The following is a 13,775-nucleotide window of genomic DNA, read 5'->3' as shown; positions in this document are numbered from 1 at the left end:
TATTCAACATTACTCCTTCTCAGAGGCACAAAGGAGAGCCGATAGGCTCCGAAACTCACGATGTTCCTGGATACCACGTACAATCATACCCAATCCAATCAAGGGAAAGACTAATGTACCTGACACCTGCTCGATAGTATGTGGCATAGTGGTGCCAACACTATTTATGATACAGGCAACCAGTAAAAACACACCAATCACAAATTCATCCCCATTGCGCAGGTAGCGCCAGCAAATCCAGGGAATCACGAGCAGGGAAACAGCCGCCAATATCCAGTAGAGTAGCTGGCTATGTAATTTTGATAAGAAAACGTACCAGCAACCAGCAATACATAACTCAACCAGGACAATAGAGAAGAAATGCGACCAGCGACTGCGGGATGGCCAGAGTTCCTGGGCATAACCAAACGTACGATAAAGACGTTGCCGGATTACTTCTTTGCCGATCAACCAGCCAATTGTTAGCCCAATTGTTAGGGCAGTTGTAACCAACCCGGGTGAGAACAAAAGATTAACCAGGTAGATAGCGATACCAATGATCCCACCCAAAGTGGTGCCCAGACCGTTTTTGCGCCAGGAATAGCTGGCATAATCCTGTGTCACCCGTTGTGCTTTTTGAATAGTGTCCATTTGTAGATTGTTCATGCATGCTTTCCTCTGCAAATACCATCAAAACCAGTTTACAACATAAACCTGTTTCAAATATACATGTAATCTACACCATAGTCAAGTCCCTTGTGGGGGAAACAGCAAAGCGGTCCGTGGCTATTGATAAATGCCCTGAGAGTGATGCTTCATCAGTCAAACCAGGCTTGCCAGGCGGGCCAGCCCTGCACCAGTTGGGCAAACGCACTATAGCCGTGCGCTCGTGGATGCGCCCCATCATTGGCCAACGCCTCACTTTTCCAGGCCTCTACACGCAGCAGCGGTTCAAACGTCGCCAGATAAGGGATGGCCAGTTCCTGGCAAAGTTGGTCAAACCGGGCAGAGAGCCAGGCAATACGCTGATTCTGCTCATCTTCAGGCATGGGAGGAGGACCAACCATCAGTGTGGGGCGCAGCGCTTGAGCACGCTGCAACATCTCACGAGCGTGTTGCAACGACTCCCGGGGCGCAACGCGCGGCCGCCCATCTTCATAGACCGTATCGTTAACACCGAACGAGAAGACCAGGCGACCATCGCAGTCCGCGGGCAAGCGTTGCAGTACCTCGGCCTGCCAGCGTTGAGCAATCTCAAGACTGGTCTGGCGGCGAATCCCCAGGTTATAATAGGTGATCTCATGCCCCTCCTGCTGGGCGGCAGCACAGATGCGCCCGGCCCAACCCAGGCAATATGGATCTCCAGTGCCATTCACAAACGAATCGCCAACAAAGCAAATGCGCAAATGCTTCAATTTTACCTCCGTGCCACTATCGGAACGTTCTTACAATATTTCAGCAGTATACATGTGTATATCCATATATGCTGCATGGACAATATTTTCTTTCTCTGTTATAAAATAGATGATTATTGAATCAGGCCCAACGATTCAGGGGAGGGTGTTGGTGGAAGGGTACAGTACTGACTATTGTTCCTTTCTCCTTGTGCCTCCCTTCCCTGCATAGGAAAGGAAATGTTTTTTATTATGTGTACAGGTAACTTGCGTATCTATTATCGCTTAATTGCGTTATGTTTGCTACTCATACTGGCCGTCCTGGGCTCAATGTTCAAAACGGGAACGGCCCAGGCACATAGTCAGCCCATGATCCAGGTGCTGGCGTACGACCATGAATTCGACGCCAATAATTGTACCGTGGCGACAGTGGTAGCCAGGGGGTTTCAAACCTCAAGCTTATTCTTGTCGGCGACGGCCACGCTGGGCATGATTGGGAGCGCGACGCTCACAGTGACCCCCCCACTGGTGCAACTGGGAGTGGATGGCAACTTCGATGTAAAAGCTACCCTCTGTTATCCGCACACACCGCTTGAGCGCCTGGTCCAGATCACCGATCTACAAATTACAGCCACAGATAGCAGGTCGGGCGTGCAGGCCACATCCGAACCACTGAATATCACTGATCCGCAACCAACCATAAACGTCTTGCAGACCAGCGTGCCACAACTGGCCGGCTGTGCAACTGTAGTCGTCCTGGGAAATGACTTTCTGGCCTCGCGCCTGGCGGAAAACGATGTGGCAATCCAGGGTAGTACCGACGATTCAGGTCAGCCATTGACGGTAAGTCCACCACACGTTAATGTTCTGGGCGGTGGAAATATCGCCATCTCTACCCAGTTCTGCGGTCTGGCACCCAAAGAGAGCTTTAATATCCAGGTTGTTGATAATGGCTCATTATATAGCTCAAATCAACTGCTTATCCATACTATCTAACAACATCTTGCCCGTATATAGCCTCTAACAAACACAAAGAGCGACCATCCTGACAGGCCTCAGGATGGTCGCTCTTCTCATCACTGCTGGACGCTATTGATTATCTACATTAATCGAGCCATTAATTGTTTTAATAGTCACACTGGCCGCATTGGGATCGGTAGAAGTATTTAAATGGTTGGTGATCTCGCCGTGCAGAGTATTCGTAGACACGTTAACGGCCTCATCCTTCGGCAGCCGCGCAACGATGTTGCCATTCAAGGTCTCAAAATCGTAGCTGCCCTTGGACTCAAGCGAACCACTAAAATTGATCGGGCCGTTGGCAGTCTTCAATGAAGACCCATCCTGGAGCGTCGAATTTTCAATGCTGATCTCGCCATCAGCGGCTGAAATATTCATTTTGCTGGTCAAACCCTCAATATCTACAGGCCCTCTGGCCATATCAATAGTGAGTGGCATATTTTGTGGCACGGTCAGATCAATATTGCCATCACCAAAGCCTGGCTGATCAGGTCCGACCTGCTGCAGCGTAATGACGCCGTTATCAATACTTGATTTGACATTCACATTGCCATTAGTGACCATTTGTACATCGGTCGTATTTCCGGTATGGATGTGCAGATTGCCATTAACGCCGTGAAAGACCAGCTGGGTACCAGCATAAGTAGAGTTCATCATTGGCTGAGGTCTACCATCCATCTTCCCCATGTAGTGAGGAACGGCCATCATAGAATAGCTGATGGTTCCAGCCCCCATCACTAAAGCCACCAACACCACAAGGGCGATGATCAGGTTGCGCAGGGGATGGCGGCGCCGACGCTGCGGGGATTGTAGTGGAGGCCGGGGACGCAGCTTTTCACCCTGCCCATAAGGATCGTTATACTCATACGTTTGCTCGGGCGCATAAGCATAGCCCTGCTGCTCACGCGGATCACGATTGAGCTCCCGCTGGAAACCGGCTTCACTATATTGAGAAACATGCGGGCTCTCCTGCGGCCACTTCTCTTCGAACTGGGATTGTTGCTGCGACATGCTCACCCTCCATGCAGAAATCGCGAAATATATTCTCTAAGCAGACAAACTATAAGACAGCTATAGCTGATATTGATCTCAATAGAAGCATTGCCAAAGTTTATACGGTCTGCACGTGGCTGAGTTACAAAAAACGCTCCTCGGTGAAAGAATGCAACAATTTTCTTCTTTTGTTGCTTTTATGAGAATGGGCCGCTTTTAGAGCTTTAAAGCTCTAAAAGCGGCCCATTCTGACCTAGTGTGATGATTTATAGTAGACCATTCTGGTCTGATTGTTGATTATTAGTGTTGTTGTTGCCACCACCCAGGGCGCCACCCATGTTGCCCATGCGATTGGAGGCTTCGTTCTCCAACTGCTTTTGCAAACCATCCAATATACCTGAAACAGCCTGTTTAGCCTGTGGCGTGAAGCGCTCGCCGCCTGGGACGCGGCCGGCATATTGATCGATGACATCACCAATATGGCCTTCCAACTGCTGGCGAGCTGAATGCAGGGAGTCGTCAATAAATCCATCCTGCTGTGGATTACCTTGATCTGGCATCTTTAACTCCTTAATTATGCTAGAGAATAAGCTTTTCCTCTATCACGTTTGGGAGGGCTGCCGCGCTTCTAAAGACGTAGCTGTTGTTTCTACTCGCCAGCTCGCATAATGGCTATGGGCGGCTCAACTTATTGTTGAAGCAGGGTTCCATCCTCATCGATCTTAAAGGTCTGGCCAGCTTCGTCGATATAGCGCCCTTCGGGGGTGATCTCAAAGGTGCTGGCAAAACCTGGCAGGGCACCGACCGCGCTGATACTCTTCTGGTAGATGCCCGGCTCTAAATCGGCCAGGTAGTCACCACCCGTGACACCGCTGGCCAGCACGACATTTTCCCACTCGGCAGGCTGTTGATCACTAGAAGTCTGTTTATCGATATGGAACTCGCCAGCAGTAGGTATGCGTAGATCCACAGGAATGCTTACACGTACTTTCATAAATAAAACCAGTTCCTCTCTCATAACCTATTCCTTCACTGAAGCAGAAAAAGGAAAAGACAGATACAGTAAAAAACGATCTTTGGCGCCGCACAGCCACAACAACATGCGCTCCCCATTGTTTTTTATAGCGTGACATTGCTGAGATCAAAATTTGGCGGGGATGGAAGAAAAGGTGCAAATAATGGACGCTTGCCTCTTGAGAGCCACGCGGGCGACTGCGCTCATACGGTTGAGCGGTAAGAGATGTATTTATTCTACTAACAACCTTATTATATCATGCACGTCAATTCCTGCACAACGTCCAAATGAGCGGTCTATTTTGCAAGATTCTCGGCTATACTTCTAAAGCATCAATCAGTCCTTGGATGCCTGTTATTACGTGTCGGAAAGGTGGCTGCATGTCTCTACAACAGCGTTTTCGCCCGGCAATACAACAGGTCCGCCATAGCGGTGGGCTCATCGGGTCTATTGTACGTCTGACCTGGCTGGCAAGCCCACTACTGGTCACTACGGTGCTCTTCCTGTTAGTGCTTGAAAGCCTGCTCTCCCCCTTGAATCTCTGGCTGACCCGCTGTGTGCTGGATAGCATTACGAGCACTCTACCCGTCAGCCGCATATCTGATCCACTGGCCACTCGCTTTCCGCTGCTGTCCTGGAGCGTGCTCGCGGCACTGGGTATCATCCTGAATCAACTCATCCAGCTCGTAGGCCAGGCCCTGCAACACCTGGCGGGTGATCGGGTAACTACGTTTATTGATCGGAAGGTCATCGAGGCCACCAATTGTTGGCAGGGGTTAACACGCTTTGAAGATCCCACGCTCGCCGACGATCTAGCGCGCATCCATACATCCGTTAATCAGCTTGGCCTGCTCTTGATGCTCGAAGGGACAAAGACACTGGCCAGGGTCTTGACCATGCTAGCGACCGTCGTCATTTTATGGCAACTGCAGCCCCTGCTACCGCTGCTCCTGCTACTGGCTTCGCTGCCCATGGGGCTTATGTTTAGATCCTATTATATGAATGTCGCCCGCCACCTTTACCAGCTAACGCCACAGACCCGGCGCCTCGAATACTATCGCAATACTTTGCTAACGCCAGAACCAGCCCGGGACGTGCGCCTGTATGGGCTTGGTCCTTTCTTTCAAGAGCGCTATCAACAGCTCTACACAGCAAGTATGGAACAATTCAGCCACATCCAGCGCCACGCCGCCGTGCGCATGACATTAGCCCAGCTCCTGGCAACGGCGGCCGCAGGCGCTATCTTCCTCTGGCTGGCCTGGCTGGCACTCCAGGGACATCTGAGCATCGGCGGCCTGGTCCTCTATAGTGGCGCGGTTTTATTGCTCCAGCAAACCCTGCTCTCAAGCATCGACACGCTCCTGTTTCTGTCCCAGGAACTACGCTTCCTACCAGGACTCTTCAGAATACTGGCCGCGCCGCCGGATCTACCCTCGGCCCACAACCACTGCCAGTACCAGAGCCGATACGTAGCGGCATCGTGTTTGAACATGTCAGCTTTACGTATCCCGACCAAAATTCGCCCACCCTGCGCGATGTCTCGTTTGAGCTGACTCCTGGTGAGAGCCTGGCCCTGGTTGGGCATAATGGCGCCGGCAAAACCACCCTGATCAAGCTGCTGTTGCGCCTCTATGATCCGACCGAGGGCCGCATAGTTTTGGATGGCAAAGATCTACGTGACTATGATCTGGTCGCGCTGCGCCGCAAGTTTGGGGCCATCTTTCAGGATTTTGTGCATTATGACCTGACGCTGGGCGAAAATATCGCTCTGGGAGAGGTTGCTGCCCTGGATGACCAGGCCCGCTTATGGCAGGCGGCCCGGCAGGCAAATGTCGCGACGCTGGCAGAGACGTTGCCACAGGGAATGGATACCTTGCTTGGGCGCTCATTCGGAGGTCAGGAACTTTCGGGTGGGCAATGGCAGAGGGTTGCGCTGGCCCGTGCCTTCGTGCGAGATTGCCAGGTACTGGTACTTGATGAGCCGACCGCTACACTGGATGTGCAGACAGAATATGAGCTCTATCAGCGCTTCCATGAACTTACACATGGGCGTATGACGATCCTGATCAGCCATCGCTTCTCCACGGTACGCATGGCCGAGCGCATACTCTATCTGGCCGATGGCCGTATCCAGGAAGCGGGCAGCCATGCAGAATTGCTGGCCTTGAATGGCGAGTACGCGCGCCTGTACCGGCTACAGGCCTCTCAGTATCTAGCGGAATCAAAAGATGAGGTGCAAGCATGAAGCTTTTTCGCCGTATCCCTGACGCGCTAGCTAAAATGGCCACGGACCTGAACGCCTTACGCCGTGGGCTGGCCCTGCTTTTCGCGGCCGCCCCGCTGACCGCCCTCTGCTACACGGGATTCATAGTGACCGATGGCCTGGCTCCGGTGCTACAGGTCTGGCTACTCAAGCTGGTCGTCGATGCGCTGGTGCAGACGCCTGCCCGGCCCTCACAGGCCATGCTCTATGTCTCCATCTACGCCATAACCTTGATCATACCCGGCCTGCAACAAGCTACCGAGGGTATGTTGATCTCTAGCTTGCAACGCCAGGCGGCGGCGGCCATTGACCAGCAGGTTATGCAGGCGGCCACGAAACTGGTGGATCTACAAAAAGTAGAAAGCCCAGGTTTTCAGGATGAAGCGCGTTTACTGCAGGAAGCGCTACAGCCACTCTACTGGACCTGGGTACGCATCCGCAATGGTTGCCGCATGGCGATTGCGCTGCTCGGCTTGCTGTTCCTCCTGGGGCAACTACAGCCACTATTGCCGCTGCTCCTGCTGCTGGCGGGTATTCCCCACATGCTGGCGGAGCGGCGCAACAGGCGGGCCGAATGGAAATCGATGGCTGATCGCTCGCGGCCAGCTCGTGAGATGGCGATGTATGTGGGGCTACTCACCGAGCCAGCCACCGCCAAAGAGATACGTGTCTTCGGGCTAGGAGATTTTTTTCTGGGCCGCTTCCGAGCACGAGCCGAGCAAGCCCTGCGCGAACTGACACATATCCGGCTCACTCAGATCCGCTATTCCTTGCTCTGCGGCACACTCTACATCCTGGTCCTGGGCGGCGGCTTCTGGTATGTGGCGGCCCAGACGGCGGCCGGTCGCCTGACGCCGGGGGATATCGCCCTCTACCTCAATGCTATCATCCAGGCCCAGGGACGACTGGTCATCGTAGCGGCGGTCGGGGGCGAGCTCTACTCATCCATCCTCTGGATACGCCGCCTGTTTGCCTTTGTGGATCAGGCTCAACCGGCCATCCCCCTGGCCAGCCCCGGGCAAAACGCACCAGATGTTCCTGCGACAGGCATCCAGCTCCAACAGGTCAGTTTTAGCTACTCAGACAAGGCGGCGCCAGTACTACAAGAAATCGACGCCCTGCTACCAGCAGGCAAGCTGACCGCGCTGGTAGGAGCCAACGGGGCAGGCAAAAGCACACTGGTCAAGCTCCTGACGCGCCTGTACGATCCTGCTAGCGGCATAATCCTCCTGGATGGCCAGGACCTGCGCGCCTACCAGCTCGCCTCCCTGCGCAGCCAGATCGGTACGGTCCCGCAGGACTTTACGCGCTTCTCCCTCAGTCTACGCGAGAACATCAGTATCGGCAGTCTGGCCAGCAAACAGCAACCGCTCTCGGTCGAGGAGGCCGCACGCTGCTCAGGAGCCGACGAAGTCGCACGCAAACTAGCGGACAGCTATGATACCCAGTTGACCCGGCTCTTCGAGGGCGGCAGCGAGCTCTCAGGCGGCGAATGGCAAAAGATCGCCCTGGCCCGCAGCTTTATCCGCCAGGCCCCCTGCTCATCCTCGACGAGCCCAGCTCCGCCCTGGATGCGGATGCCGAACACCAGCTCTTCGAGCGCATCAAAACCCTGGCCAAAGGCAAGACCACGCTCATGATCAGCCATCGCCTCTCCACTGTACGTCAGGCCGACCAGATCCTGGTACTGGACAATAGCCGGCTGATTGAAGCTGGCACCCACGACCAGCTCATCGCCGCCAACGGCCACTATGCCACACTCTACGCCATGCAAGCCAGCCGCTTTTAAATATAAACCATTCCTCCAAAAGCAGCGAGGATCGGGAATAGAATGCAAACGGTAACGCTTATTATATGTGGAGTTATACTCATTAATTTATGTAACCATTTTTCAAGCCAGAACGGCACGCACAAACAGTATAAAACAAATAGCGAAAGGATGCACGATGGCGAATATAGATATGCAAGGAAGGGTCTGCCTGATCACAGGGGCCAACAATGGCATTGGTAAGGTAACGGCTCTGGAGCTGGCCAAACGCGGAGCGACCGTGATTATGGTTAGTCGCAACCGGGCCAAAGGCGAGGCCGCGCAGGCCGAGGTCAAGGCACAGAGCGGAAACGATAAGGTGGACCTGCTGACCGCTGATATGTCTTCATTGGCTTCGGTACGCCAGTTATCACAAGAGGTCCATGAAAAGTATCCACAACTGCATGTCCTGCTCAATAACGCAGGCGGCATGAATAATAAACGCGAGGTCTCGGTTGATGGTATCGAGCGCACCTTCGCCACCAACTATGTTGGCCCATTCCTATTAACAAATCTGCTGCTCGACCTGCTCAAGGCCAGTGCCCCCGCCCGCATCATCAACGTGAGCTCAACGGCCCACAAAATGGGGAGCATTGACTTCGACGATCTCCAGAGTGAGAAACGCTATCGCGCCTTCCCAGTCTATGGGACCTCTAAGCTGGCCCTGACCCTCTTTACCTATGAACTGGCTCGCCGCCTTGAGGGAACCGGCGTTACCGTCAATAATTTACATCCAGGAGTTGTAGGAACCAGTTTCTTCGGCGATGGCCTGCTCGGTCGCCTGAGCAAGCTCGTCATGCTCACGCCTGAGAAAGGAGCCCAGACCTCAATCTATCTGGCCACATCACCCGAGGTCGACAACGTCACGGGCAAATACTTTGATAAAAGCAAAGCCACCCCTTCCTCCAAAGCCTCATATGATGAGCAAGCCGGCAAAAGACTCTGGCAGGTCACCGAACAGCTGATCGAACAGAAATCCAATCAGGGCGTCACCGCATAAACATAGCGATAAACCCGAAGGAGCCTCACGCTTATCTGTGCGTGAGGCTCCTTCATGCTTTCTCAAGCCGACTGAACGTCTGGCCGGCTCTCTTTTAAAGCGAACCAACCGTACACACCAGCCAGGATAATCAGGATGCCACTGCCGCTAAAGATCCAGCTGATGGGGAGGAATTGGCCCAGATAGCCTGCCAGGCCAATCGAGACCAGGGTGGCTCCGGCCGAACTGACATCAAGGATCGCCTGGGCACGGCCCATCATCTCAGCGGGCGTGTTACGGATGAAAAGTGGTCCAAAGCCAACCTGAAGTCCACCCTGAGGAGCGAAGATCACAAAGGCAAGGATCAGCGCGGTTATATACCAGGTCTGGAGCGAGTAGATGAAGATGCCCACACCGATCAGGAACATGCTCCCCGTCAACAACCGGGTGGCGCTGATGCGCCGGACCAGCAGGGCAGCCAGCAAGGTCCCACCCAGCATGCCTACCCCCACCGCCGAGTTCAAAATGCCGTAAAAAGCGGGCTGCGCATGCAGGTTCCTGCTCACAAAGACCACATCCAGCGCATTGATGGCCCCGGCCCCCAGCATGGCCACCAGGATCATGATGACCAGGGCCAGCAGGGTGCGCGAGGTCGCCACAAACTTTAGACCCGCCCCCAGTTCCTGGAAGACACTTTTTACGCTGCTCGCGCTCGTGCCGCCTCCTTGCGCGGCATAGGGATGCATAGCGGCACGCGGGGCGCGGATCAAGAAGATACATAGGGCGGAAACAAGGTATGAGACGGCATTGATCAGTAGCGCCACGGAGGGACCAGCCGCGAAGTAGAGCGGCGCCGAGAGGGCTGGTCCAAGGACCAGCGCAATGGCGGCCAACGATTGGCTGATTGAGGAGGCCTGCACCTGCTCTTTCCCTGGAACGATGGCCTGCAAAACGCCACTTTTGGCCGGCATAAAGAAGCGACCAAAGGCCATAATCAGGAAGACACTGGCGTAGATCGCTGGCAGGCGTAGCTCGGCCGGTGCCAGCAGCGGCAGCAGCGCGACGATGGCCCTCACACTATCAGAAACCAGCATAATAGTACGCCGATTCCAGCGATCCACAAACACACCCGCCAGCGGCCCAGCACAAACATCGGGATACTTTCAGCCAGTAGAACTCCACTGACAGCGGCAGCTGATTTAGTCATGCTGAAAACCCAGACCAGCAGCGTCATCGTATATACAAAGTCACCGATATTAGAGATGACCTGGCCGATAGCTAAAAGAGCGAAATTACGATTGATCCAGAATGGAGCCTTTGTCGAGTCATCCGGATGTACGGCTGACGATATTTCCTCGTTGAGCATGTGCATTCCCCCTCCTGTTGGGATGTTCGGCGCTATTTTATACTATTGCTTTTTATTTTTTATAACACAAGCCTGCTTCCTACGAGCGCTTATGCTCCAATACCTCAGCGACGGCAGGCGAAGCATTGAGCTTTCCAACCAATGTCAGCTTCTCAACGGCAAGCTCAGCCAGTTCGGGCTCGACATCGTTAGCGAACACACACATACCCACAACCCAAAGCCTTAAGCGCTTACCTTCAGCCACCAGATTCTCTAGCTCAGCCCTACTATAATGGAGGACGCCAACTACCTGCGATGAAACAATCCTGGAGGCTGCGGAGGTCGTAGCTTTTTCCATCTCAAACTCCCTTTGCAGCTCATTTGACTTTGGATACAACATAAACATTCCCTGCAATACCTCTCCATCACCGTTATTGCCACGATCCTCATAGGGTTGGAGCAAGGCAAAAATTTGCTCGGAGAGCGCGGTCATTTCTTCATGAGTGGCACGCAGCTGAACCAGGCGCAGCAGAACATTATCCAGATCATTCTTCCGTTCCAGGGACTGCCTGGCGCTACGCAAAAAGTCAGCCTTGGACTGCTCAAGCATATCACTTAATAATGAGAACACCTCATCAGGTGGACTGGAGAGCAAGATCTCAGATGAAACGCTAAAATTGCGAGCCACCGGCTGATAGTATTTTTCCAGAATGCCACCCTTTTCACGCGTCTCCACCAGCTGGACCAGGCCCACCCTCTCCAGCTCACGCACATGATAATGCACTTTGGCGGGCGCCAGTTCCAGCCGGTCCCCCAATTGCTTGGTGGTCATGGCCTGGTCACGCAACACATGCAGGATCGTTACCCGTAACTGATCGGAGATGGCCCGCAATTGTTCAAGGCTTCCTATAATATAAGTATCTTCCATATCATCTCTTTTGATCGATTAAATTTTTTTGATCATGTAAATACAATAAACCATACAATATTTTTTGTCAATGCATTTCGTGGGCAATTTTGTCGCTCGCCTCGATATTTGGCAAATTAAACGCTTTGGCGCAAGCAAAACCAGACCAATCAAATTTGCGATATGTTCAAGATACTAGAACAAACGTCTTGACTCTCAAGCCACATTAGGGTTTATACTTTGATCAGTATCAATAAATCGAGACAATACGCATCAAAACAGGTGTGAGATGTTTAAAATTGGTGAATTCTCAAAGCTGGTGCAGGTCCCAATTCCTACGTTGCGCTATTACGATCAAGTAGGCTTACTAAAACCTGTCGAGGTGGACGGCAGTACTGGCTACCGCTACTATGCCGCCAGCCAGCTGCCCAGGTTGCATAGAATCCTGGCACTAAGGGGTCTCGGCTTTTCATTAGAGCAGATAGCTACCGTGCTGGCCGAGGGGTTAACACCCGAACAGATGCGTGGCATGCTGCGCCTGCGTCACGCACAGATTAACCAGCAGCTTGCCGAGGCACAAAGCCAGCTGGTAGAGGTTGAAGTCCGTTTACAACAGATCGAGCAAGAGGAGCAATTATCAACGTATGATGTGATTTTGAAACAGGTCGAACCCTTGCTGGTTGCTTTGGTGCGGTCAATTCTTCCCAACCACAGCGGATGTGGTCCATTATTTAATGAAGTTTACCAGGCATTGGGTCCTCATGCGGGCAAAGCCCTGGGTCCAAAACCAGGCGAAGATGGACAAACACTGGTGCTCTGGTACGATACAGAGTTTAAAGAAACTGACGTGGATGGTGCAGCTGCGTTTATACTGCGCTGCCATGTTCCAGATAGCGGCCGGATGCACGTCTACGAGCTACCTGCCACTATGATGGCTACCACCGTTCATCATGGTTCCTACAATACCATCGGTGCAGCACATGAGGCAGTAATAAAGTGGATCGAAGCAAAAGGCCTTGTGTGGGATAAATGGGAAACGGCGGACGGCGACGCGTTCGGCGCACGCATTGAGTCTTACCTGACCGATCCGGCGGAAGAGCCAGATCCAGCTAGATGGGAAACAGAGGTTGCGATCCGACTGGCAGTTAAGCAGTAATCCAGACAAAACCAGGGCTATGTAATGTTCGTCCAGAGAATGTACATCTTTCAGGTGTGGAGTGTGTATGGTGACGGCCGCAGCCGTCCACCATACACACTCCACACCCCCAACCCGGCGCCGCAGGCGCCAAAGAGAAACATTAAATAGCTCTGAGACAGAACAGTTACAGTTGCAAGGCTGCAACTGTTATGCGATAATCCTTCTAACAGGTGCCGCTGCATATATAGTTAGGAGGATTATTAATGCAAGATAACGCTTTAAAAACCACACAACACATTCTACTCAAAAATAATCTTCAACTCATATTGCGTCCAGCGCGACCAGAGGATGCCGAGCCACTGCTGGCTTTTGTAGAACAGATAGCGGGCGAGAGCGAGAATATCACCTTTGGTCCTGGTGAGTTTGGGATGAGCGTGGAGGAGGAACGGGCCTTTCTGCGCCAGGTCGCCATGACGCCGACCAGCCTCTACCTGATCGCGGAGATCGATGGTGAAATTGCCGGAACCCTGACCTTCAGTACGGGAAAACGTCCTCGCATCCAACATGCAGGCGAATTTGGGATCAGCATCTTACGTAAATACTGGAACCTCGGCATCGGTAGCCAGTTGCTGGCATACTTGATTGCCTGGGCCGGGCGGACCACGATTATTCGGAAGATCAACCTGCGCGTACGGGTTGATAACCTGGCTGCCATTCATCTCTATGAGAAGTTCGGTTTCGCCCACGAGGGCCGTATCAGCCGTGAATTTCATATACGCGGCCAATTTATCGACGCCTACCACATGGGACTGGCGCTCGATCCATCATCTGAAACAGCGACAGCCAGGTAAAGCACAACCGGTACCTGCCCTTCACCATGCAACCAATAACGCGCTCAGCACATTTCCGCATGCGGTGTGGTAGATAAAATTTTTGCA

At 53.0% G+C, this 13,775-nt stretch carries 16 protein-coding genes; 8 read left to right on the top strand and 8 right to left on the bottom strand.

Annotation, left to right across the window (positions count from 1 at the left end; genetic code table 11):
- Positions 1–9: 9 nt before the first annotated feature.
- Together EL645_RS23630 and EL645_RS23625 are read right to left on the bottom strand one after the other, a co-directional pair.
- Complete coding sequence (locus EL645_RS23630) at positions 10–645, bottom strand: hypothetical protein (RefSeq protein WP_126552786.1); 636 nt, start codon at positions 643–645, stop codon at positions 10–12.
- Between the two features lie 152 nt (positions 646–797).
- On the bottom strand, positions 798–1,394 hold the full coding sequence (locus EL645_RS23625) for a GDSL-type esterase/lipase family protein (RefSeq protein ID WP_218031985.1): 597 nt from the start codon (positions 1,392–1,394) through the stop codon (positions 798–800).
- A gap of 231 nt (positions 1,395–1,625) precedes the next feature.
- Between EL645_RS23625 and EL645_RS23620 the strand changes: the two genes are divergently transcribed.
- Complete coding sequence (locus EL645_RS23620) at positions 1,626–2,369, top strand: hypothetical protein (protein ID WP_126552784.1); 744 nt, start codon at positions 1,626–1,628, stop codon at positions 2,367–2,369.
- Between the two features lie 93 nt (positions 2,370–2,462).
- Here EL645_RS23620 and EL645_RS23615 read toward each other — a convergent pair whose 3' ends face one another.
- From EL645_RS23615 to EL645_RS23605, 3 genes are all read right to left on the bottom strand, one after another.
- A complete protein-coding gene (locus tag EL645_RS23615) occupies positions 2,463–3,401 on the bottom strand; it encodes a DUF4097 family beta strand repeat-containing protein (RefSeq protein ID WP_126552782.1) in 939 nt (312 codons plus the stop codon).
- 248 nt (positions 3,402–3,649) lie between these two features.
- Complete coding sequence (locus tag EL645_RS23610; protein WP_126552780.1) at positions 3,650–3,943, bottom strand: hypothetical protein; 294 nt, start codon at positions 3,941–3,943, stop codon at positions 3,650–3,652.
- A 128-nt stretch (positions 3,944–4,071) separates the two neighbouring features.
- A complete protein-coding gene (locus EL645_RS23605; RefSeq protein WP_126552778.1) occupies positions 4,072–4,401 on the bottom strand; it encodes a hypothetical protein in 330 nt (109 codons plus the stop codon).
- A gap of 377 nt (positions 4,402–4,778) precedes the next feature.
- Here EL645_RS23605 and EL645_RS23600 point away from each other — a divergent pair, with 377 nt between their 5' ends.
- The 5 genes from EL645_RS23600 (at position 4,779) to EL645_RS23585 (ending at position 9,468) form a co-directional block, all read left to right on the top strand.
- On the top strand, positions 4,779–5,951 hold the full coding sequence (locus EL645_RS23600; RefSeq protein WP_161977628.1) for an ABC transporter transmembrane domain-containing protein: 1,173 nt from the start codon (positions 4,779–4,781) through the stop codon (positions 5,949–5,951).
- On the top strand, positions 5,879–6,643 hold the full coding sequence (locus EL645_RS23595) for an ABC transporter ATP-binding protein (RefSeq protein WP_161977627.1): 765 nt from the start codon (positions 5,879–5,881) through the stop codon (positions 6,641–6,643). The genes EL645_RS23600 and EL645_RS23595 overlap by 73 nt, the downstream gene beginning before the upstream one ends.
- Positions 6,640–8,301, top strand: a complete 1,662-nt coding sequence (locus EL645_RS23590) for an ATP-binding cassette domain-containing protein (RefSeq protein ID WP_126552772.1) — start codon at positions 6,640–6,642, stop codon at positions 8,299–8,301. The genes EL645_RS23595 and EL645_RS23590 overlap by 4 nt, the downstream gene beginning before the upstream one ends.
- Positions 8,298–8,450 carry a hypothetical protein gene (locus EL645_RS39495; protein WP_161977626.1) on the top strand — a complete coding sequence of 51 codons (153 nt, stop codon included), beginning with the start codon at positions 8,298–8,300 and terminating at the stop codon, positions 8,448–8,450. Before EL645_RS23590 ends, EL645_RS39495 begins: the two co-directional genes overlap by 4 nt.
- Positions 8,451–8,607: 157 nt before the next feature.
- Positions 8,608–9,468, top strand: coding sequence for an SDR family oxidoreductase (locus EL645_RS23585; protein WP_218031984.1), 861 nt, complete (start codon positions 8,608–8,610; stop codon positions 9,466–9,468).
- Between the two features lie 62 nt (positions 9,469–9,530).
- Here EL645_RS23585 and EL645_RS23580 read toward each other — a convergent pair whose 3' ends face one another.
- The 3 genes from EL645_RS23580 to EL645_RS23570 form a co-directional block, all read right to left on the bottom strand.
- On the bottom strand, positions 9,531–10,568 hold the full coding sequence (locus tag EL645_RS23580) for an MFS transporter (RefSeq protein ID WP_161977625.1): 1,038 nt from the start codon (positions 10,566–10,568) through the stop codon (positions 9,531–9,533).
- Positions 10,520–10,813, bottom strand: a complete 294-nt coding sequence (locus tag EL645_RS23575; protein WP_126552768.1) for a hypothetical protein — start codon at positions 10,811–10,813, stop codon at positions 10,520–10,522. The genes EL645_RS23580 and EL645_RS23575 overlap by 49 nt, the downstream gene beginning before the upstream one ends.
- A 79-nt stretch (positions 10,814–10,892) precedes the next feature.
- Positions 10,893–11,720, bottom strand: coding sequence for a ribbon-helix-helix domain-containing protein (locus EL645_RS23570; RefSeq protein ID WP_126552766.1), 828 nt, complete (start codon positions 11,718–11,720; stop codon positions 10,893–10,895).
- 268 nt (positions 11,721–11,988) lie between these two features.
- Between EL645_RS23570 and EL645_RS23565 the strand changes: the two genes are divergently transcribed.
- Together EL645_RS23565 and EL645_RS23560 are read left to right on the top strand one after the other, a co-directional pair.
- Entirely contained in the window at positions 11,989–12,855 is an 867-nt protein-coding gene (locus EL645_RS23565) for a MerR family transcriptional regulator (protein WP_126552764.1), read from the top strand.
- 245 nt (positions 12,856–13,100) lie between these two features.
- Positions 13,101–13,688, top strand: a complete 588-nt coding sequence (locus EL645_RS23560) for a GNAT family N-acetyltransferase (RefSeq protein WP_126552762.1) — start codon at positions 13,101–13,103, stop codon at positions 13,686–13,688.
- Positions 13,689–13,775: the final 87 nt, after the last annotated feature.

It is taken from the genome of Dictyobacter kobayashii, from assembly GCF_003967555.1.
Taxonomy (GTDB): domain Bacteria; phylum Chloroflexota; class Ktedonobacteria; order Ktedonobacterales; family Ktedonobacteraceae; genus Dictyobacter; species Dictyobacter kobayashii.
Note: the sequence above shows the minus strand (reverse complement) of the source record. Positions and strands in the feature narration are given on the sequence as shown.

Excerpts from the sequence above, each read along its gene's own strand:
- EL645_RS23575 (WP_126552768.1), bottom strand. The coding sequence starts at position 10,813 with ATGCTCAACGAGGAAATATCGTCAGCCGTACATCCGGATGACTCGACA.
- EL645_RS39495 (WP_161977626.1), top strand. The coding sequence starts at position 8,298 with ATGATCAGCCATCGCCTCTCCACTGTACGTCAGGCCGACCAGATCCTG.
- EL645_RS23590 (WP_126552772.1), top strand. The coding sequence starts at position 6,640 with ATGAAGCTTTTTCGCCGTATCCCTGACGCGCTAGCTAAAATGGCCACG.
- EL645_RS23600 (WP_161977628.1), top strand. The coding sequence starts at position 4,779 with ATGTCTCTACAACAGCGTTTTCGCCCGGCAATACAACAGGTCCGCCAT.
- EL645_RS23560 (WP_126552762.1), top strand. The coding sequence starts at position 13,101 with ATGCAAGATAACGCTTTAAAAACCACACAACACATTCTACTCAAAAAT.
- EL645_RS23630 (WP_126552786.1), bottom strand. The coding sequence starts at position 645 with ATGAACAATCTACAAATGGACACTATTCAAAAAGCACAACGGGTGACA.
- EL645_RS23610 (WP_126552780.1), bottom strand. The coding sequence starts at position 3,943 with ATGCCAGATCAAGGTAATCCACAGCAGGATGGATTTATTGACGACTCC.
- EL645_RS23615 (WP_126552782.1), bottom strand. The coding sequence starts at position 3,401 with ATGTCGCAGCAACAATCCCAGTTCGAAGAGAAGTGGCCGCAGGAGAGC.
- EL645_RS23605 (WP_126552778.1), bottom strand. The coding sequence starts at position 4,401 with ATGAGAGAGGAACTGGTTTTATTTATGAAAGTACGTGTAAGCATTCCT.
- EL645_RS23565 (WP_126552764.1), top strand. The coding sequence starts at position 11,989 with ATGTTTAAAATTGGTGAATTCTCAAAGCTGGTGCAGGTCCCAATTCCT.
- EL645_RS23620 (WP_126552784.1), top strand. The coding sequence starts at position 1,626 with ATGTGTACAGGTAACTTGCGTATCTATTATCGCTTAATTGCGTTATGT.
- EL645_RS23570 (WP_126552766.1), bottom strand. The coding sequence starts at position 11,720 with ATGGAAGATACTTATATTATAGGAAGCCTTGAACAATTGCGGGCCATC.
- EL645_RS23585 (WP_218031984.1), top strand. The coding sequence starts at position 8,608 with ATGGCGAATATAGATATGCAAGGAAGGGTCTGCCTGATCACAGGGGCC.